Raw genomic sequence first — 20,319 nt, 5'->3', positions numbered from 1 at the left:
GGGGTGAGAAGTGAGGTGGGCCTAGAGGCCCGGTCGTCGAGCTCGCGGCGCTCGGAGGAGACCGAGCGCGGGGGTGTGGACGGACGTGGTGTCGCGAGTCGACGCCATCGTTGGTCGTCGTTGTCGGTGGGGGCTATTAAATCCTTCCGGGGTGGCAAGCGTTACAGCCCCCGACGCGTCGGAATTCGAACGGGTCGGCGACGGCGCCTCCCGAACACGTTCAGTCCGCCGCGCTCGGTTCGCCCCGTTCGCTCACCCGCAGGACGACCCGTTCGACGACCGCCGACTGGCCCATCAGCATCGTCCCGAGCAGGCTCATCACGAGGACGTAACCGACGGCGAGCGCGGCGACTCGCTCGGGCAGGCCGCCGGCGGTCGCCAGCGCGGCGATGATGAGCGAGAACTCGCCGCGAGCGACGAGGGCGGCGCCGACGCGGGCCGACCGGCGGTCGTTCAGGCCGAAGATGCGCCCGCCGTAGAACCCGCTGACGAGCTTCGCGGGGGCCGTGACCGCGACGACGACGGCGAGCGGAAGCGCCACTTCGACGATCAGTGCTGGGTCGGTCTGGAGGCCGATGTAGAGGAAGAACGCCGCGGCGAAGGCGTCCCGCAGGCTCGTCAGGAGCCGCTCGATGCGCTCGACGTGGCCGGTTCCGGCGAAGCCGACGCCGACGAAGAACGCCGCCACCGCCTCGCTGACGCCGAGTGCGAGCGCCGCGCCGGCGACGGGCACGGTCACGCCGAGCACGCGGAGCGTGACCGCCTCGCCGGATACGCCGTCCAACAGGGAGTCGAAGACGGTCGTCCCGGCCCGGGCGACGACCGCCAGCGCGAGGAGGACGACGATTGCGACGCCGACGCGGCCGGCGGTCGCCTCGAACCCCCCGCCGCCGAGCACCAGCGGGGTGACGACCGCGAGGTACAGCGCGATGACGAGGTCCTCGAAGACGAGCGTGCCGAGGACCGGTTCGCTCTCGGGGTCGGCCACCCAGCCGAGGTCGACGAGCGACTTCGTGATGATGGCCGACGAGGAGATGTAGACGATACCCCCCAACAGGAGCGACTCCAGCGCCGACCAGCCGAAGAGGAGGCCGAGGCCGACGCCGAGCGGGAAGTTCACGCCCACGTCGAGCAGGCCCGCCTTGCCGATGCGGGTGCGGGCCGCGAGCAGGCGGTCGATGCTGAACTCCAGCCCGAGGAAGAAGAGCAGGAGGACGATGCCCAGTTCGCCGAAGACGGTCAGTACCTCGCCGGTCGGGACGTACGGGAGGCCGAGTTCGCCGGCGACGTTCGGCCCGACGAGTACGCCGGCGACGACGTACAGCGGGACGACCGAGAGGCCCACCCGCGTCGCGACGGCGCCGGCGAACGCGAGAACGAGGAAGGCGGCGCCGATATCGAGCAGCCCCGCGGCCATCAGTCGCCGGAGACCTCTGACTCGAAGTCCTGACACTGCTCGCGCGACCCGATGACGATGAGCGTGTCTCCCGGCTCGACTCGCGTGTCGGCGCCGGGGTTCGTGATGGCCTCGCCGCTGCGCTGAATCGCGATGACGGTCGCGCCCGTTCGCTGGCGGACGCCCGACTCGGCGAGGGTCTTGCCCGCGATGGGGTCGTCGTCGTCGATGCCGACCCACTCCAGGACGGTGTCACCTTCGAGCACCGTCTCCATGAGGTCGGTGCGGACGGGCTGGAAGTACGCGCCTTCGAGGATGGTGCCGACCTGTCGCGCCATCGAGTCCGGCAGTTCGAACAGTTTCTCGGAGTCGGCGTCGGGGTCCTCGCGGCGGAACACCTCGCGCTTCCCCGTGTTGTGGGTGACGACGACGAGTCGCGACCCGTCGTCGAGTTCGATCTCGTGTTTCTTCCCGACGCCGGGCAGGTCGCTCTCGTAGACGGTCATTCGTGTGTGACTCGTTCGAGCGTTGGTCGGGTTCGTTCTTAAGTGTACGCAGATGGGCGGCTCCGTGGGCCGGGGCGGTGGTTCGATGGCCGGACGCTCGGTGGGTTCACTCCGTTCGCCGGCGGTGCCTACTGCGCCGGCTTCCGTCGGCAGTCCGCAAGCCGTCGTGAGTCAGCCCGGTCGCCCCGAACCTGACGGTTCGGACGACGACCCCACCGAGAGTCGAACCCGGACCGACGACACGGGAGACGCCCTCACCCACCCAGCAGAAGCACGGCCCAGATAGCCACACACGCCGCCGGCGGGATGGAGAGGTTGTCGTCGATGACGTAGGTCGCCACGACGGGCTTCACGCCGTCGGCGAGCGTCGCACCGGCCGCTCCGGCCGCCGCCGCGGCGACCCCGACCAGCCACGGCACCGACGCCGCCTGGCTCGTGGTGAACGGCACCGCGAGCAGGAAGCAGACGCCGAACATCGCCGCGAGCACGCCCAGACGCTTCCCCCGCCCGGCGTCGTTCGAGCCGAGCAGACCGCTGATGGGGTCCCCGACCGTGAGCATCAGCATCCCCGGCACCGCCACTGGCGGGTCGAAGAGGAACGCCACCGCGGTCAGCGACACGAAGTACAGCGCGTAGCCCGCGGGGTTCCCCCGTTCGTACTCGCGGGTGAGCCGTCGGTACACCCACCAGTCCAATCCGACGAACAGCCGGAAGAACTCCAGCACGCCGGCGACGAGGAGGCCGGCGGCGAGCAGGTACTGTAACTCCCGCCACGTGACCAGGTCCAGCAGGTAGAGCGCCGGCAGCCCCGTACCGCTCACGTGGACCAAGCGGCGCCCTATCTCGGTCACGTCGCGACGACCCCGGTTTCGCTCACTCGACGGCCTCGTACTCGGTGCGCAGTTCGTCGAAGGTGCGCGACCCCGTGACGACGCCCGAGAGCTCCTCGGCGAGGCGGGGAACGGGGATACGGAGCTGTGCGGTGCTGTCGCGCTCGCGCACCGTCACGGTGTCCGGCCCGTCGCCCTCGATGCCCTCCTGGTCGACGGTGACACAGAACGGGGTGCCGACCTCGTCCTGCCGACGGTAGCGCCGGCCGATGTTGCCCGAGTCGTCGTAGGTCACCGAGAGACCGGCCGTGCGGAGGTCGTCGACGACCTCGTTCGCGAGGGAGACGAGCTCCTCGTCGTTCGAGAGCAGCGGGAAGACGCCCACCGCCGTCGGCGCCACGGACGGCTCGAACGCCATGTAGGTACGCTTCTCGTCGGCAACCACGTCGCGCTCCAGCGCGTGCGAGATGACGGTGTACACCGTCCGGTCGACGCCGAAGGAGGGCTCGACGACGTGCGGCGTCACGTGGACGCCGGCCTCCGTCTGCTCCTCCCAGCGGAAGTTCGCGAGGTCGGCGTCCACCCGGTACTGTTCGCCGTCGACCTCGACCTCGACCTCGTCGGCGTCGACGAAGGCGTCGGGGTCCTCCGCGGCGAGGGTCTGCAGGGCGTCGGCGATGTCGGCGGCCGTCCCACCGAACTCCGGACCCAGCTGGCTCATATCCGGCTCGACGACCGGGCGGTCGACCGTCTTCGGCTCGTCGTACTGTCGGAAGACGGTGAAGGACTCGTCGCTGTGCTCCGCGTGCTTCGAGAGGTCGTAATCGGAGCGGTAGGCGAAGCCGGCGATTTCGTTCCAGTCGCCGTCGGCGGGGCCGTCGGCCTCGGAGACGGGGACGCCGTCGAGTTCGGACTCGGCGTCCCAGCAGTCGCTGGCGTAGTGGGCGCGCTCGCCCGAGAGATGCTGGCGGAAGCGGAAGCGGTCGGTGTCGACCCCGATGGCCTCGTACCAGCCCTGCGCGACGCCGAGGAAGTAGCCGACCCAGTCGGAGGCGATGACGCCGTCGTCGACGGCCTCGCCGACCGTCGTCTCGACGTACTCCCCGTCTTCGGCCTCCTGTTCGGTCGCGGGGTAGAGCCGCACGTGCACGTCGCGAACGTCGTCGAGGGGCGGCTCGTCGGCCTCGGGGTCGACGAACTGCTCCAGCTCGGCCTGGGTGAACTCGCGCGTGCGGACGATGCCCTTCCGGGGGCTAATCTCGTTTCTGTACGCGCGACCGATTTGGGTGACGCCGAAGGGGAGTTTGTTGCGCGCGTACTCCTTCAGCCGGGGGAATTCTACGAAGATGCCCTGTGCGGTCTCCGGGCGGAGGTAGCCGGGTTGACCCGAGCCGGGACCGATGCTCGTCTCGAACATCAGGTTGAACTCCTCGACCGCCTGGCCCGACAGTTCGGCGCCGCAGTTCGGACAGTGGAGGTCGTGCTCGGCGATGAGGCTCTCGACCTCCGGAATCGGGATGGACTCGGCCTCCTCGATGTCCGTGTTGTCCTCGATGAGATGGTCCGCGCGGTGGGACTCCCCACACTCCGGACACTCGACGAGCATGTCGTCGAAGCCGTCCAAGTGGCCCGACGCCTCGAAGACGGGTTCGGGGGCGATGGTGGGCGCCTCTATCTCCTCGTTGCCCAGCCGGACGGTGAAGCAGTCGCGCCAGGAGGACTCGACGTTGCGCTTCAGCGCCGCGCCCTGCGGGCCGAACGTGTAGAAGCCGGCGACGCCGCCGTACGCCTCGTTGGAGCCGAAGAAGAACCCACGGCGCTTGGCGAGTTCGGTGATGGCCGCACCCTCGTCCTCGACGTGGGCGTCGGCGCCCGCCGACTCCGTCGACTCGCCCTCACTCATGACCGACCAGCGCCTCCAGCAGGTTCACGTCCCGGACGATGCCGACCAGGTCGCTGCCGGAGACGAGCGGAATCTGCTCGACGTCGTGCTGAATCATCACCTGCGCGGCGTCGCGGGCGGTCTTTCGCTTCGAGACGGTGCGCACGTCTTCCGTCATGAACTCCGACACTGGCTCGGCGGGAATCTCGACGTTGCGGGTCGGGAGATAGCGGTTGCCGACGGCCTTGATGCCCTCCCACATCCACTCGTCGTCCTGGTTGGCGATGGACTCCCCGGTGTCGTCCTCGCCTTCGACGACGCGGGCGACCGCGATGACGTCGACCTCGGTGATGATGCCGGCCATCCCGCCCTCGTCGTCGAGTGCGACCGCGTATGGGACGTTCGCGTAGTAGAGTTCTCGCTCGGCGACGGTGAGCGGACAGCCGACGTAGGTAGTGTTCACGTCGCGGGCGGCCAGTTCCCCGACGGGCGTGTCGCCGTCGACTTCCTCCCGGGCGATAGCCTCGACCACGTCGGTGACGGTGACGATGCCGGCCAGCGCGGTGACGCCGTCTCGGTCCTCGACGACCGGCACCCGGCGGGCACCCTCCTCGACCATCAGCCGCGCGACCTCGACGAGGTCGGCGTCGACGTCCGTCGTCGGGACCTCCCGCATCAGCAGCGCGAGCTGGTCCTCGTCGGGGCTCTCTATCAGGTCGTCACGGGAGATGAGACCGCGGAACTCCTCGGTCCCGTCGTCGGTCTCCTTCACTACTGGCACCGAGGAGAACCCGTGCTCCTGGATGTACTCGAGCACGTCGTCGCGCGTGCCCGGGAGGGAGACGGTCACGACCTCCTCCCGCGGCGTCATCGCGTCGGCTACTTTCATACCCGACCGGTACAGCCTGCCGCCTCTTGTAGTCTGCGAAGGGGTGCGCCGGCGTCATCGGGGGTTGACCGGCCCGTAGTGGCCACTCGTTGGAGGTGCCCCTCAGCCCCGGGCGACCCGACGTGTCGTCCCGAAGCGACGTCGGGTCGCGTTACCGAGAACCCTCCCTCGCCGGTTTCTCACCCTCAATGTCGCCCTCTTCGGTAGCTCCGGGGCTCTCGTCGTCCACGTCGCTCTCGTCGTCCACGTCCTCACGGGGGTCCGCCATCCCAATCTTCGGGAGGTCCTCGTAACCGTCGGGTTTCTCCGGCGTCTTGACCATACGCGTCGATTCGGTCGAACGACCCATAACACTTGTTCCGCCGACACTTACGCGAGCGCCGGCCCATCAGCGTCCGCGGACCTTTCGATAGCCGGCGAACGGCGGTCGAGGACCGGGCGACGTGAGTCACGACCGGCTGACGAGAAGGCAAGCGGGAGGTGGCTGGCCCGACCGCTCAGTAGTTGACGTCCCAGTTCGAAATCCGGTCCGCGTGTGGGAAGAACATCTCGTAGTCGTCGTGCTCGAACGACCCGAGGTGGGTGCCGTCGAGCGTCTGGACGTGCGTGTACATCTTGCCGGCCTCCTTCGCCGCGCTCACACAGCCGCCGGCGTGGCGCAGTTCGTAGGAGCCGGCGACGAAAATCGCCGCCTCGCGGTCGTCGTCGTACAGCACGGTGAGGACGAACTCGCGGCCGTCGGCGTCGTTGCGGTACACCTCGTATCGGGTGAACGCGCCCGGCTCGAACAGCGCCTCGAACTCCTCGGCCTTGTTGTCGGGGACGACGTGCGTCAGACCGAACCGGTCGCCCTCGCCCGAGTTCGGGTTCTCCGGAGCGGTGTGGCCGGCCGCGATGGTGACCGTCTCCCACCCCTCGTCGGCCAGTTCCTCGGCCATCGCTTCCATCTCCTCCAGGGTCGCCCCCCACGCGTTGCGCGTCGCCTCGGCGCTCGCACTGATACGCTCGGCGTAGTCGGGGTCGTCCTCTCCGATATCGACCATACACCCGTCTCGCCACTCGATGCGGTAAAGGCTACCGAAAGATGTGAACAGACCGCGTGGCGGCGACGGAGACGGCCGACGCGGCCCGACCGACTCTCTGCCCCTCCCGGTGTCGCTCCCGCCCGGACCGGCGCCGACGCTTGCACTCCGGACCGAGCGCACGCCCTCAGTACGCGACGTTGAACACCGCTTCCATCACGTACGACGTCGCGAGGACGGCGATGGCCGCGAGCAACATCTTCGCCCCGGCCGAGAGACGCTGGTCCGGCGGGAGGCGCATGTTCGCCGGGAGCAGTCGGTTCGCGAGCCGGTGGGTCGGTTTGTCCTGTGCCTCCGTCTCGGTCGTCTCGCCGGCACCGGAGACGGCGCGCTCGCCGTCGTTGTCGCCTTTCCACGGTGGTTTCGGTCGCAGGAGAAACGCCGCGTAGCCGAACATACCGAAGCCGACGAAGAAGAGGAGATACTTCGTCCCGACGAACCCCTGTCCGAGTGCGAGACTGAACGCACTGCCGACGAGAAAGAGTGCGCCGGTCAGCACGACCACGTAGGCGAGGGCGTCCGCGGCCTGCAAGCCGACGTGTCGTGCCGTCCGCATCTACTTCGAGCCCGACGCCGAGAGTTGGCGTTCGTAGACGGTCGCCGGCTCCTCGTGTTCGCTCTGGTGTCGGTGACAGAGGCTCACGCTCTGTACGCCGTCCACGTCGTACAGCTCGGGGCGCTCGTAGTCACACTCGCTGCCGAACTCCTCGAACAGGTACCGGCGGGCCTCGGCCTCCTTGCCCGCGCGGACGTAGTCGGCTACCTCGTCGATGTGGGTCTCGACTCGCGAGGGGACGGCCACGTCGCCGAACACCTCCTCGCGAATCTCCTCGATGCTGGAGTAACGTGTCTCCATGCCGAGGAGCTCCCGGGCGCGGTCCGACAGCGACCGCTCGGCGCGCGAGCGCTCCCGGATGACCTCCCGGAGCACCTCGATGCGGGTCCAGAGCTCGTCGTCGAGGTCGCGGTACTCCTCGGGTTTGATCTTCACCGGACAGCGCGTGGAGAACGGACACCCCTCGGGCGGGTCCCGCGGGCTCGGCGGCGTCCCGCGGAGGGTGATTCGGTCCCGCTTGCTGGTCGGGTCCGGCTCCGGAATCGCCGACAGCAGCGCGTGGGTGTACGGGTTCGACGGGCTGTCGAACAGGTCGTCCGCCGGACCGAGCTCCATGATGTTGCCGAGGTACATCACCGCGACCCGGTCACAGATGTGCCGGACGACCGCGAGGTCGTGGGCGATGAACAGGTAGGTGAGTCCGAACTCGTTCTGGAGGTCCTCGAGCAGGTTCAGCACCTTCGCCTGCACGGAGACGTCGAGCGCCGACACCGGCTCGTCGAGCACGATGAAGTCCGGTTCGAGCGCGAGCGCGCGGGCGATGCCGATGCGCTGGCGCTGGCCCCCGGAGAACTGGTGCGGGTAGCGGTAGTAGTGCTCCTCGCGGAGCCCCACCGTCTCGAGCAGTTCGCGGACGCGGGCGCGTCGTTCCTGGGGCGTCTTCCAGTCGTGGACGTCGAGGGGCTCGCGGACGATCTCCCCGACCGTCATCCGGTCGTTGAGGCTCGACTCGGGGTCTTGGAACACCATCTGGGTGTCCTGACGCCACGCTTTGAGCTCCTCGCCCGAGATACTCGTGATGTCACGCCCGTCGAAGTGAATCTCGCCGTCGGTGGCGTCCTCGAGTTGGACGAGCGTCCGGCCGAGCGTGGTCTTCCCACAGCCCGACTCGCCGACGAGACCCAGGGTCTCCCCCTTCTGGATGTCGAAGGAGACGCCGTCGACGGCTTTCACGGGGTCGCCGCCGAACATGCCGCCGCCCTCGTAGTACTTCTTCAGGTTCCGAACCTCGACCAGCGTCTCGCCGGTCGTGGCCGTCGCCTCCGATTCCATCGCGGTCTGCTTGCTCATTGCGTGTCACCTCCGTCCGCCGCCGTCCCGTCGCTCGTCGCCCCGCCGGTCGTCGTTCCGCTCGTCTTCGCGTCGGTCTCGCCTTTCCCCTGCTCGTCGTGTAGCGTCACGGCGTCCTCGCGGCTCCGGTCTTCCGGATACAGCAGGCAGGCCGCGGCGTGGTCCGCCGCGTCCTCGTTCACCGCGACCGGCACCGGGTGGACCCGGTCGCAGGCGTCGAACGCCTCCGGACAGCGCGGGGCGAACCGACAGTACGTCGGCTTCTCGTTCGGCGTCGGCACGTCGCCCTCGATGGTGCGCAGCCGCTCGTCCGGCCCCTGCGTTCCGGGGATGGACTGGAGGAGCCCCCTCGTGTAGGGGTGACGCGGGTTCTCGAACAGGTCGACCGCGCCCGCCGTCTCGACGATTTCGCCCGCGTACATCACGTTGACGCGGTCGGCGATTTCGGCGATGACCCCCATGTCGTGGGTGATGAACATGATGCCCAGGTCGCGCTCCTCCTGGATGTCGTCGAGGAGCTCGAGAATCTGGGCCTGGATGGTCACGTCGAGCGCCGTGGTGGGCTCGTCACAGATGAGCAACTCGGGATCGCAGGCCAGCGCCATCGCGATGACGGCACGCTGGCGCATCCCGCCGGAGAACTGGTGTGGGTACTCGCGCACCCGTCGGGCGGCGTCGGGGATGCCGACCGCTTCGAGCAGGTCGATGGCCTTCTCGGTGGCCGCCTGTCCGGAGAGCCCGCGGTGGATGCGCAGGGACTCCTTGATCTGGTTCCCGACGGTGTACACCGGGTTCAGGGACGTGAGCGGGTCCTGGAACACCATGGCGATGCCGCCGCCGCGGACGTTTCGCATGGCGCCGTCGGGCGCTCGCGTGGTGTCGACGTAGCCGGCGGTTATCTCGTCGCCGTTTCGCTCCTCGACGAACACGAAGTCCTTCTTCGAGACGAGCGAGCGGAACGCGTCGGCGTCCGTCTCGGCGTCGTTGCCTTTCGCCTCGGCGAGCGCCTCGTCGGTCACGTCGACGGTCCGCTTGTCGTACTTCTTCGCGAACCGGCGGACGGTGTCGAGGTCGCGGAACTTCACGGCGCCGCCGTCGATGCGGCCGGGAGACTCGATGAGCCCCATGATGGAGCGGGCCGTCACCGACTTCCCCGACCCGGACTCGCCGACGATGCCGACGGTCTCGCCGGGGTGGATGTCGAACGACACGTCGTCGACCGCGCGGATGACCTCCTTGTCCGTGTAGAAGGAGGTCTGCAGGTGGGAAATCTCGAGCAGCGGGCGTCCGTCGGTGCGCTCGCGGCGCTCGTCGGTCAGGACGCTCATGCGCCCGACCCCCCGGCCACGGCCTCGGTGTTGCCGTCGCCCTCACCCTTGGCGGACTTGGGGTCGATGGCGTCGCGGATGCCGTCGCCCATGGCGTTGAACCCCGTCACGATGAGCGTGATGAGGATGCCCGGGATGAGCGAGATGTGCCACGACTGCGTGGCGACGTACGGCTGACCGTCGGAGATGATGCGGCCCCACTCGGGCGTCGGCGGGTTGATACCCAGCCCGAGGTAGGAGAGGCCGGCGACGGCGATGATGATGCCGCCCAGACTCATCGAGGTGTAGATGAGCAGGTAGCCGAGCACGTACGGCGCCATGTGTTTCTTCATGATGACCCACGGTCGCTGGCCGAAGCTTTTGGCGGCGTCGATCCACTCCTCCTCGGCGATCTGGAGGGCGGGACCACGGATGGCCCGCCAGAGGAACGGCCAGTAGCCGAAGACGAATATCATCACCATCAGTAAGGCCCCGTCGTAGAACTCCGAGAGCCACGTCTGGTTGAAGACGACCATCAGCAGGATGAGCAACATCAGCTGTGGCAGCGCCTGAATCGAGTCAGAGGAGACGACGACGAGCAGGTCGGCGAGGCCCTTGTAGTAGGCCGTCACCATCGCGAGCGCGAGGGCGATGAACCCGGAGATGACCATCGTCGAGATGGCGATAGAGAGCGAGATTCGCGCCCCGGTCGCGAGGAAGGTGAACATGTCCTTCCCGTTCGTGGTGGTGCCGAAGGGGTGGAACCGGCCGAAGTCGTCGTAGGTCCACGGGCCGACGTTCTGCGTCCCGGACCCCTGCGAGCCGGACTGGAGGTTCGCCTGCCCGACGGTGACCTCCTGGACCGCGCCCGCGTCGGCGTTCCAGAACTGGACGGTGTGCGAGTAGGGGTTGAGAATGTTCGCCTCGACGGTCGTCGGGCCGAGCGCCGGCGCGAACACCGCGAGGATGACGAACAGGAACACGACGATGAGGCCGAACTGGCCCCACTGGTGGCTTCGGAGGCGGTCGACCACGTCGTCACGCGGCGTCCAGTCGGCGTAGCGGTAGTGCCGGCGGAAGCGAACGTACCCGTTCCACACCCAGCCGAGGAAGAGGAACGCGTAGAGGTAGACGAGCACGACGCGGACCAGCCACGCGAGCATCGGTTCGAGCCCGAGGAACGTGTTCTCGTAGCCGGAGCCGTTGAAGTACCCCTGGTTCGGGATGGTCTCGCGCGAGAGGAGCGTCGGAATACTGGAGCCGAGGCTCTCGAGGAACGACACGACCCCCGGAAGCGGGTTGCCCGGGATGAGACTGATAACGACCGACAGGAGGTCGGCCGCGAACCCGAACACCGCGCCGAACTCGAGCGCGATGAGGACGGCCCCCATCGCGAGCCAGACGGCGAGCGGTCGCGGGTTCTCCCGAATCCGTTGTGTGAGCGGGACTTCGTCGACTTGTTGGGTGTTACTCATGGATATCAGCTCTCGTCGTACCCGACGCGCGGGTCGATGACGGTGTACAGGAAGTCCTGCAGGATGTTCGTGCCGACCAGGATGAGGATGAAGATGAACATCAGCGACCCCACGAGCGGGAGGTCACCCTGGATGGCGGCCTGGAAGAACAGGTAGCCGATGCCGTTGATGGCGAACACGGTCTCGACGAGGACGGAGCCGCCGATGAGCAGGAACGCCTCCCCGGTGATGATGGGCACCAGCGGGATGAGCGCGTTCCGGAACACGTGCTTCCAGACGAGCGTCCGGTTCGAGACGCCCTTCGCCTTGGCGGTCTCGACGTAGTTCGAGTTGATGGTCTCGAGCACCGCGGTACGGCCGATTCGCATCTCGTTCCCCATGGAGGAGGAGCCGAGGACGATGGCCGCCGGCGCGATCTGCTTGATGGCGCCGAGCAGTTGTGGCCACGACTCGCTCGGGTTCGTGATGAGCGCGAGCGGTTCGGTCATGAACCCAAGTCGCGGCGGCGTCACGACCGGCGTCGTGATGAGCCAGGTCTTCCAATCCCACCCGATCAGCTGTTCGGACTGTGAGAGGACGCTCACGAGGATGATGGCGAGCCAGAAGTTCGGCATCGCCCGCCAGACGATTCCGCCGAAGGAGGCGGTGTAGTCCGAGAACGTGTTGGGGTTGAGTCCGGCGTAGAACCCGAGCGGAATGCCCACGAACAGCGCGATGAGCACCGACCAGAACCCGAGCCAGATGGTCCGGGGCGCGTAGATGAGGATGAGCTCGTACGCGGGGGTCCCGGAGCTGATGACCCAGGAGTTGCCCAGGTTGAACGTGACCATGTCCAGCATGAAGTCGAAGTACTGTTCCCACAGCGGCTGGGTCAGCCCGAGCTGTCGCCTGAGTTCCTCCGCTCGGGGGCCGCTCGCTTGTCCCGGCCCCAGGATCGCTGCTGCCGGGTCCAGCGGACCGAGGCGAATGATCATAAACGTAATCGTCGTTCCGAAGATGACGACCGGAATCGAGAGCAGTAACCGTCGAAGGAAGTACTGCCACCGACTCATGGGAACGTCACCCTCTGGTTGACCGTACCACGGGTCATACTATGGACCGAATTCTTCACAATCATGGTTATGTCTTCCGTTTTGCTTCATGCAACCTTTGCCCACGCTGAACGTTCTCGGACACGGTCTATCATGGTCAACCAGGACGGGGCACATGAATCCCGCGAAGAGTAAAACCGTGATAACACCCATCACGACGCCCGATACGGCGGTTGCTGGTCACCGTGAAAGAAAGAACGAACCGCGCGGGTCGGCGCTCGGCGTTACTGCCGGTCGCCGACGGTCGCGTTGTTGTACATCTGCCGGCTGCCGCCCATGCCGCCGTACGGCTCGATGTCGAGCCAGTCGTACCAGAAGCGCTCGCCGATGCCGTGGTAGACGTTGAGGAAGCCGACGTCCTCCCAGTTGGCCTCCTCCATCTGGACGTACGCCTCGTTACGAGCCTGCGCCGCCGAGTCCGTCGGCGCGAGGTTGTTCGAGACGGTCTCCCAGGCGTCGGTCGCCTGCTGTGCGGCGTCGCCGTTGTCGGAGCTCCAGTTGAGGTACGAGATGGCGTCCGCCTGCGAGGTGTCCGTCTGCGGCGGGTTGATGAGCTGGAGGAAGTTGTCCGCCTCCGGCCAGTCGGCGATCCACCCGAGGGTGTACGCCTCGAGGTTGCCGTTGCCACCGCGCTGGAGCAGCGTCGAGAACGGCGCCTTCTCGATGTTCATCTTGATGTGGGCGGCCTGCAGCTGGTCGCGGAGGATCTTCGCCATCTCCTCCCAGGTCGTGGAGTCGTACTGGGTCCACTGGACCTCGTACATGTTGTCCGGCCCGTAGCCGGCCTCCTCCATGACCTGCCGCGCCTGGTCCACCTGGGACTGGTTGTACCCGTACGGGTAGCTCTCCTCGGCGTGCTGCTTGTAGTTCCCGTTGGGGTAAACCGGTGGCGGGGTCAGGTGGTACGCGGGGGCGCCGCGGCCCTTGAACACCTGCTCGACCATCGTCTGCTGGTTCATGACGTAGGCGAACGCCTGCCGGACCGGCTTCTCCACCTTCTCCATGTTGAAGCCGACGTAGTACGTCAGCAGCAGCGGGGTCGAGAAGTAGTTGGCCGTCGTGCCGTTACGCATCGGGCCGTACGTCCCGAACTTCCGCCCGCTGTCGTCCTCGTTCTCGATGCTGATCTTGCTCGGGTCGTACTGCGAGGACGGAATCGAGACGATGTCCGAGTTCTTGTTCTGCCCGTAGTTGTACAGCGCCTGGCTGTCCTCGATGATCTGCCAGTGGACGCCGCCGTTCTTGACCTCGCCGTAGTAGTCGCTGTAGGCGGTGACCTCGGCCTCGGTCCCCTGCTCCCACGTGGAGAACTCGTAAGGGCCGGTGCCGACCGGGGCGCTCGTCGCGAACTCGTTGTAGGCCTGCGTCGGGTTCCCGCCGCTTCCCATCTCGTCCGCGGGCGTCTCGCCGACCGCGCCCTGCGGAATCGCCGCGAAGGACGTGTAGGCCAGCATCTCCAGCGTGGAGTGGAACGCCTTCTCGAGGGTCATCTCGATGGTCATGTCGTCGACCGCTTCGACACCCAGCGTTCCGGCGGAGTACGTCTGGCCGCCTTCGCCGTCGTCCTCGGTCTCGTGGGTCACGCCCAGCGAGTCGAGAATGAAGTACGAGCGCTTGGAGTTCGGCGACCCCGCGAGGCGCTCGAAGGAGTAGACGAAGTCCTGCGCCGTGAGTTCGTCCCCGTTGTGGAAGGTGACGCCCTCACGGAGCGTGAACGTGTACGTCTTGTTGTCGTTCGAGGTCTCGTAGCTCTCTGCGAGCTGGTTCTCGACGCTGGTCTCCCCGTTCGGGTAGTTCATCAGGGAGTTGAAAATCTGCTGGATGACCCGCCCGGAGGCCGTGTCGGTCGCGGCCACGGGGTCCAGGGTGGTCATCGTCGAGTTCGCCAGCTGCAGCATGTTGCTGTTGCCGCCACTGTCGCCACCGGAGTCGCCACCTTCGGTCGTCGTGGACTCGTTGCCCGACGTCGTGGTGGTCTCCTGGGTACCGTCGCCGGTACCGTTACCCTCGCCTTCGTTGTTCCCACCGGTACACCCGGCGATCGCGACAGCAGCTGCCGTCCCACCGGTCGCCTGCAGGAAGCGGCGCCGAGAGACGTTGTTACGGTCTGTCATCCCAGCCTCCCCTTCCGAACCGCTATGGTTAAATGTACCGTATTTTCCCCATCGACGCACGTTGCCGGTTCACCCGTGGTGTGAGACACCATGACGAGTCTATCCGCGATTATCGGTCAAGTATCCGTCGTAAGCTAAAATACGGATTTTACTGTCAACCATTCACGCGATACGGCTTGTCTAGGTCCGGTACAGTCTCCCCCGCTACCGCCGGCGCACGTCGTCTGTGCCGGTCGGCGGGCGACCCGCCGAACTCGACCGACCTCGCTCTCCACCGTGCTGCCGTTTCGGTGGGCTTATGTAGGGTTGTGAGAACATCACATGCATGGCACCCGACGCCACAGCCGTCGACGGGGTGGACGCCGAGGTGATGGCCTCGGTCGACGCAGCCCCCGGTCGGAGCGAACTCGTCATCGCCGACGTGAGCCGCGACGACGCGTGGGTCTCCGCGCGAGCCGACGCCGTCCCGCGACTCTCGGACTGGCGGTGACCCCGGTCCGGTTCGGAGCCGCCCGCCTGGTCACTCCTACCTCTTTACCGCCATCGACGCCCGTTTTTCCGTCTACGCCTTCGTGACGGCGAGTACCCGGAGACGAACCGCCGGCCCTCGTGGCGCGGTGTCGTTTAGACCCCACCGCGTCGGTGATGCGGTCGCCGACGGGACGGCGACCGTCACGGCGCTCGGTCGTTCACACCCCACCACGTCGGCGAGTACGCCGGAGACGAGCTCCGGCCGTCGCGGCGCGGTGTCGTTACATCCCCGCAGACTTTTATCGCCGTCTCCCATTCCCCGCTGTATGAACTCACGGGAGGTCGTCACGAGTCGCGAGTTCCTCGCGAGCCTCGACCACGGTGCCGACTGGCGCGAGGAGGTAGAGGAGTTCGCCGCCCGCGAGGGCGTCGAGGCCGCCTGGTTCGTCGGGATGGGTGCCGTGCAGGACGCCGAAGTCTGGTACTACGACCAATCGGACAAGGAGTACCGCTCGGTCTCCTTCGACGAACCCCTGGAGGTCGCCTCCTGCGTCGGCAACGTCGCCATGCTCGACGGCGAGCCGTTCGCACACACTCACGCCGTTCTCTCGCGCGAGAGCGGACAGACGCTCGCGGGTCACCTCGACGCCGGCACCGTCTTCGCCGGCGAGGTGTACCTCCGCGCGTTCGAGGAGCCGCTCACACGCGAACACGACGAGGTGACCGACCTCGACCTCTGGCTCTAGCCGTGACGGTGGTGGGCACGGTATGAGAGACGAGGACGAGCGGTACTTCGAGCGCATCGAGTCCCGCCTCGACGAGGCGTTCGACCTCGCCGAGGCGGCGAAAGACCGCGGGCGCGACCCCAAGACCGAGGTGGAGATTCCGGTCGCCGTCGACATGGCCGACCGCGTCGAGAACATCCTCGGCATCGAGGGCGTCGCCGAGCGCGTGCGGGAACTCGAAGGCGAGATGTCCCGGGAGGAGGCCGCCCTCGAACTCGTCACCGACTTCGTCGAGGGGACCGTCGGCGACTACGACTCCCGCGAGGGGAAAGTCGAGGGTGCGGTCCGCACCGCCGTCGCCCTCCTCACCGAGGGGGTCGTCGCGGCGCCCATCGAGGGCATCGACCGCGTCGAACTGCTCGAAAACGACGACGGCACGGAGTTCGTCAACGTCTACTACGCCGGCCCGATTCGCTCCGCCGGCGGGACGGCACAGGCCCTGTCGGTACTCGTCGCCGACTACGCCCGATCCCTGCTGGGCATCGAGGAGTTCGAGGCCCGAAACGACGAAATCGAGCGCTACGCCGAGGAGGTCGCCCTCTACGACAAGGAGACGGGCCTCCAGTACACGCCGAAGGACACGGAGACGAAGTTCATCGCGAAGCACATGCCCATCATGCTGGACGGCGAGGCGACGGGCGACGAGGAGGTCTCCGGCTTTCGGGACCTCGAACGCGTCGACACCAACAACGCCCGCGGGGGGATGTGTCTCGTCATGGCCGAGGGTATCGCCCTCAAGGCCCCGAAGATTCAGCGCTACACGAAGAACTTGGACGAGGTCGACTGGCCGTGGCTCCAGGACCTCATCGACGGCACGTACTACGACGACGGCGGCGACGAGGCCGCAGACGAGGGGAGCGACGCCGACGGCGACGGCGACGACGCGGAAGCCGAAGACGGGGGCGACGCCGATGGCGACGGCGACGAACCGGGCGCGGACGAGTCGACCGAACCCGCCGGTCCGCCCCGCGTCGAACCCGCGACGAAGTTCCTGCGGGACCTCATCGCCGGCCGCCCCGTCTTCGGCCACCCCAGCGAGGCCGGTGGCTTCCGTCTGCGGTACGGCCGCGCCCGCAACCACGGGTTCGCGACCGCCGGGGTCCACCCGGCGACGATGCACCTCGTCGACGACTTCCTCGCGACCGGGACCCAAATCAAGACCGAGCGCCCCGGGAAGGCGGCGGGGGTCGTCCCCGTCGACTCCATCGAGGGGCCGACCGTCAAACTCGCAAACGGCGACGTGCGCCGCATCGACGACCCCGAGGAGGCTCTCGAAGTCAGAAACGGCGTCGACGCTATTCTCGACCTCGGCGAGTACCTCGTCAACTACGGCGAGTTCGTCGAGAACAACCACCCGCTCGCACCCGCCTCCTACACGGTCGAGTGGTGGGAACAGGACCTCGACCACGCCGGCGCCGACGTGCAGGCGCTCCGGGACGCGCCGACCGTCGACCTCGAGAACCCGAGCGCCGCCGAGGCTCTGGAGTGGGTGAGCGAGTACGACGCCCCGCTCCATCCGGCATACACCTACTGCTGGCACGACGTCCCGGTCGAGCGCTTCGAGGCGCTCGCCGAGACCGTCGCGGCCGGCGAACTCGAGGACGACCGCACCGCCACGGGCACCGACGGCGTCCTCGTCCTCGACAACACCGAGGAGACTCGGCGCGCACTCGAAGTGCTCCTCGTCGAACACCGCCAGACCGAGGAGACCCTCCGCGTGCCGGACTGGCGACCGTTCGTGCGGACGCTCGGCGTCGTCGAGGCCGACGCCGGCGGGGACGGTGGCGCCTCGGACGCAGTCGCGGACGGCGGCGCGGTCGAGTTCGCGGACGACGCAGACGACGAGGAAGCCGCCGGCATCGACCCAGTAGCCGACGAGCCCACGGGGGCGACCGAAGGCGCCGACCTCGCCGTCGACGGTCCACTCCGAAAGACGTGGAGCGCCGACGACCTCCCCGCCGAGGCCCGCGAGTGGGACGGCGGCGACAACGCGATGAAGGCCGTCGAGGCGGTCGCACCCTTCGCCGTCCGGGAGCGCGCGCCGACCCGCATCGGGGCGCGGATGGGTCGCCCGGAGAAATCGGAGTCTCGCGACCTCTCGCCGGCGGTCCACACCCTCTTCCCCATCGCGGAGGCCGGCGGGAGCCAGCGCGACGTGGCCGAGGCTGCCCGCAACCGCGGCGAGAAAGGACGGGGAATCGTCGACGTGCTCATCGGCGAGCGCAAGTGCGGCGACTGCGGGACGGAAACGTACAAGAACGCCTGCCCCGACTGCGGTGCGCACACCGAGCCGCACTACGTCTGTGAGGAGTGCGACCGCGTCGCCGAACCCGACGAGTCCGGCCGCGTCGAGTGTCCCCGTTGCGAGCGGGAGGTCGAGAGCCCAGACTGGCACACCGTCGACCTCGGGGCGGAACTGCGCGGCGCTCTCGACGCGGTCTCCGAGCGCGAGGCCGCCTTCCAGATACTCAAGGGGGTGAAGGGGCTCACCTCGGCGACGAAGACGCCCGAACCCATCGAGAAGGGCGTCCTCCGGGCGAAACACGGCGTCACGTCGTTCAAGGACGGGACGGTCCGCTACGACATGACCGACCTCCCGGTCACGTCGGTCCGCCCCGAGGAACTCGACGTGACGGCGGAGCACTTCCGAGGGCTCGGCTACGAGACCGACATCGACGGCGAACCCCTCCGCCACGACGACCAACTGGTCGAACTGAAGGTACAGGACATCGTGCTCTCGGACGGCGCGGCAGAACACATGCTGAAGACGGCGAACTTCGTCGACGACCTCCTCGAACGCTTCTACGACCTGCCGGCGTTCTACGACGTGGAGGAGCGCGACGAACTCGTCGGCGAACTCGTCTTCGGGATGGCGCCGCACACGTCCGCGGCCGTCGTCGGGCGCGTCGTCGGGTTCACCAGCGCCGCCGTCGGCTACGCCCATCCGTACTTCCACGCCGCCAAGCGCCGGAACTGCTTCCACCCGGACACCCGAGTTCGGGTGCGTGAGACCGACGGGACGGACGGCGGCGACGACACCGACTGGCGCGAGCAGTCGGTCGCGAGCCTCGTGGAGTCCCGCCTGGACGACCCCCGGGAGGACGACTTCGGCACCCTCGTGCAGGAACTGGACGCGGACGACGGCCTCGCCGTCCCCGCTATCGGACCGGACGGGACCGAAGCCGTCCGCCCCGTCGACGCCGTCTCGAAACATCCGGCACCCGACTTCCTCGTCGAAGTCGAGACCGCGACCGGTCGGTCGCTGACGGTCACCCCCCGACACACGATGGTGAAGTGGGACAGGACAGAGGGCGAGGTCGGGGACGGCTCGGCCGACGACGACGACGCCGCTCCCATCCGGCGCTGTGACGCCCGCGAACTCGGCATCGGCGACCGCATCCCGTTGCCGACGGAGGCGCCCGGCGGCGGCTCTGCCGTGGCCGGGACCGCGCTCCCGGACGGTGGGGCGATGGAGGTGTCGCACTCGGAGGCGACGACCAGCGTCTCGACGCCGACCGGCAGACTGGACCTCGACGAAGTCGTCGGCGTCGACTTCGTCCCGGCGCCCGACGACCTCGACGCCGTCTACTGTCTCACCGTCGCCGAGGACCACACGCTCGTCGCCGACGGCCTCTACTCGGGGCAGTGCGACGGCGACGAGGACTGCGTGATGCTCCTGATGGACGGCCTGCTCAACTTCTCGAAGGAGTTCCTCCCGGACAAGCGCGGCGGGCAGATGGACGCCCCGCTCGTGATGTCCTCGCGCATCGACCCGTCCGAAATCGACGACGAGGCCCACAACATGGACATCGTGCGCCAGTACCCGCGGGAGTTCTACGAGGCGACCCGGGAGATGGCCGACCCCGACGACGTGGAAGACTGCATGCGAATCGCCGAGGAGACCCTCGGCACCGACCGCGAGTACACCGACTTCGTCCACAGCCACGACACCACGGACATCCACCTCGGCCCCGCGCTCTCGGCGTATAAGACGCTCGGGTCGATGATGGACAAGATGGACGCCCAGCTCGCGCTCGCCCGAAAGCTGTACGCCGTCGACGAGACCGACGTGGCCGAGCGCGTCATCGAGTACCACTTCCTCCCCGACCTCATCGGGAACCTCCGCGCGTTCTCCCGCCAGGAGACGCGCTGTCTCGACTGCGGGGAGAAATATAGAAGAATGCCTCTCACCGGCGACTGCCGGGAGTGTGGCGGCCGGGTCAACCTCACCGTCCATCAAGGGTCCGTGAACAAGTACATGGACACCGCCATCGAGGTGGCCGAGGAGTTCGACTGCCGGCCCTACACGAAACAGCGCCTCGAAGTGCTGGATAGGAGCCTCGAATCCGTGTTCGAGAACGACAAGAACAAGCAGAGCGGCATTGCCGACTTCATGTAGACCGACCTTTTCCCGCCTCGGGTGGCCTTCGGCCACCGCTCGGCGCAAAAAGCTCGACCAAAAATCCCCGCTCGCTCGGCCTCCGGCCTCGCTTGCGGTCGACAACAGAGCTGCACTCCAGCACACCTCACCACCAACAGTCAGTTATCTCGACCCGAAACGGAGGGGTTCGCCACCGACCCCCAC

General features: G+C 67.6%; 16 protein-coding genes. 3 read left to right on the top strand and 13 right to left on the bottom strand.

Annotated features, from left to right (window positions below; all coding sequences use genetic code 11):
• Positions 1 to 220 precede the first annotated feature (220 nt).
• The 13 genes from N5095_RS03650 to N5095_RS03590 all read right to left on the bottom strand — a co-directional run bounded on the left by N5095_RS03650 (position 221) and on the right by N5095_RS03590 (position 14,478).
• Positions 221 to 1,417 carry a cation:proton antiporter gene (locus N5095_RS03650; protein WP_267621195.1) on the bottom strand — a complete coding sequence of 399 codons (1,197 nt, stop codon included), beginning with the start codon at positions 1,415 to 1,417 and terminating at the stop codon, positions 221 to 223.
• Positions 1,417 to 1,902, bottom strand: coding sequence for a cation:proton antiporter regulatory subunit (locus tag N5095_RS03645; RefSeq protein WP_267621193.1), 486 nt, complete (start codon positions 1,900 to 1,902; stop codon positions 1,417 to 1,419). Before N5095_RS03645 ends, N5095_RS03650 begins: the two co-directional genes overlap by 1 nt.
• A 254-nt stretch (positions 1,903 to 2,156) precedes the next feature.
• A complete protein-coding gene (locus tag N5095_RS03640) occupies positions 2,157 to 2,753 on the bottom strand; it encodes a dolichol kinase (RefSeq protein WP_267621191.1) in 597 nt (198 codons plus the stop codon).
• A gap of 22 nt (positions 2,754 to 2,775) precedes the next feature.
• Complete coding sequence (gene glyS, locus N5095_RS03635; protein WP_267621189.1) at positions 2,776 to 4,635, bottom strand: glycine--tRNA ligase; 1,860 nt, start codon at positions 4,633 to 4,635, stop codon at positions 2,776 to 2,778.
• Positions 4,628 to 5,503 (bottom strand): CBS domain-containing protein, encoded by an 876-nt coding sequence (locus N5095_RS03630; protein WP_267621187.1) that lies wholly within the window; start codon positions 5,501 to 5,503, stop codon positions 4,628 to 4,630. Before N5095_RS03630 ends, glyS begins: the two co-directional genes overlap by 8 nt.
• A 151-nt stretch (positions 5,504 to 5,654) precedes the next feature.
• Positions 5,655 to 5,825, bottom strand: coding sequence for a hypothetical protein (locus N5095_RS03625; RefSeq protein WP_267621185.1), 171 nt, complete (start codon positions 5,823 to 5,825; stop codon positions 5,655 to 5,657).
• A gap of 175 nt (positions 5,826 to 6,000) precedes the next feature.
• Positions 6,001 to 6,546 carry a DUF7529 family protein gene (locus tag N5095_RS03620; RefSeq protein ID WP_267621183.1) on the bottom strand — a complete coding sequence of 182 codons (546 nt, stop codon included), beginning with the start codon at positions 6,544 to 6,546 and terminating at the stop codon, positions 6,001 to 6,003.
• A gap of 166 nt (positions 6,547 to 6,712) precedes the next feature.
• Complete coding sequence (locus tag N5095_RS03615; protein WP_267621181.1) at positions 6,713 to 7,141, bottom strand: DUF7555 family protein; 429 nt, start codon at positions 7,139 to 7,141, stop codon at positions 6,713 to 6,715.
• Positions 7,142 to 8,491 carry an ABC transporter ATP-binding protein gene (locus N5095_RS03610; protein ID WP_267621179.1) on the bottom strand — a complete coding sequence of 450 codons (1,350 nt, stop codon included), beginning with the start codon at positions 8,489 to 8,491 and terminating at the stop codon, positions 7,142 to 7,144.
• Complete coding sequence (locus N5095_RS03605) at positions 8,488 to 9,819, bottom strand: oligopeptide/dipeptide ABC transporter ATP-binding protein (RefSeq protein ID WP_267621177.1); 1,332 nt, start codon at positions 9,817 to 9,819, stop codon at positions 8,488 to 8,490. The genes N5095_RS03610 and N5095_RS03605 overlap by 4 nt, the downstream gene beginning before the upstream one ends.
• Positions 9,816 to 11,273 carry an ABC transporter permease gene (locus tag N5095_RS03600; RefSeq protein ID WP_267621175.1) on the bottom strand — a complete coding sequence of 486 codons (1,458 nt, stop codon included), beginning with the start codon at positions 11,271 to 11,273 and terminating at the stop codon, positions 9,816 to 9,818. The genes N5095_RS03605 and N5095_RS03600 overlap by 4 nt, the downstream gene beginning before the upstream one ends.
• Positions 11,274 to 11,278: 5 nt before the next feature.
• Positions 11,279 to 12,325: an ABC transporter permease gene (locus N5095_RS03595; RefSeq protein ID WP_267621173.1), complete on the bottom strand. Its 1,047-nt coding sequence runs from the start codon at positions 12,323 to 12,325 to the stop codon at positions 11,279 to 11,281.
• A gap of 263 nt (positions 12,326 to 12,588) precedes the next feature.
• Positions 12,589 to 14,478 (bottom strand): ABC transporter substrate-binding protein, encoded by a 1,890-nt coding sequence (locus N5095_RS03590; protein ID WP_267621171.1) that lies wholly within the window; start codon positions 14,476 to 14,478, stop codon positions 12,589 to 12,591.
• A gap of 325 nt (positions 14,479 to 14,803) precedes the next feature.
• Here N5095_RS03590 and N5095_RS03585 point away from each other — a divergent pair, with 325 nt between their 5' ends.
• The 3 genes from N5095_RS03585 to N5095_RS03575 all read left to right on the top strand — a co-directional run bounded on the left by N5095_RS03585 (position 14,804) and on the right by N5095_RS03575 (position 20,133).
• Positions 14,804 to 14,968 (top strand): DUF7556 family protein, encoded by a 165-nt coding sequence (locus N5095_RS03585; protein WP_267621169.1) that lies wholly within the window; start codon positions 14,804 to 14,806, stop codon positions 14,966 to 14,968.
• A gap of 307 nt (positions 14,969 to 15,275) precedes the next feature.
• A complete protein-coding gene (locus N5095_RS03580; protein ID WP_267621163.1) occupies positions 15,276 to 15,695 on the top strand; it encodes a PPC domain-containing DNA-binding protein in 420 nt (139 codons plus the stop codon).
• A 22-nt stretch (positions 15,696 to 15,717) separates the two neighbouring features.
• Positions 15,718 to 20,133, top strand: a complete 4,416-nt coding sequence (locus tag N5095_RS03575; protein WP_267621161.1) for a DNA-directed DNA polymerase II large subunit — start codon at positions 15,718 to 15,720, stop codon at positions 20,131 to 20,133.
• Positions 20,134 to 20,319 lie beyond the last annotated feature (186 nt).

The organism is Halobium salinum (assembly GCF_026586625.1).
In the GTDB taxonomy this organism is placed as follows: Archaea; Halobacteriota; Halobacteria; order Halobacteriales; family Haloferacaceae; genus Halobium; species Halobium salinum.
The sequence above is the reverse complement of the archived record's forward strand: the minus strand, read 5'-3'. Positions and strand labels throughout refer to the sequence as shown.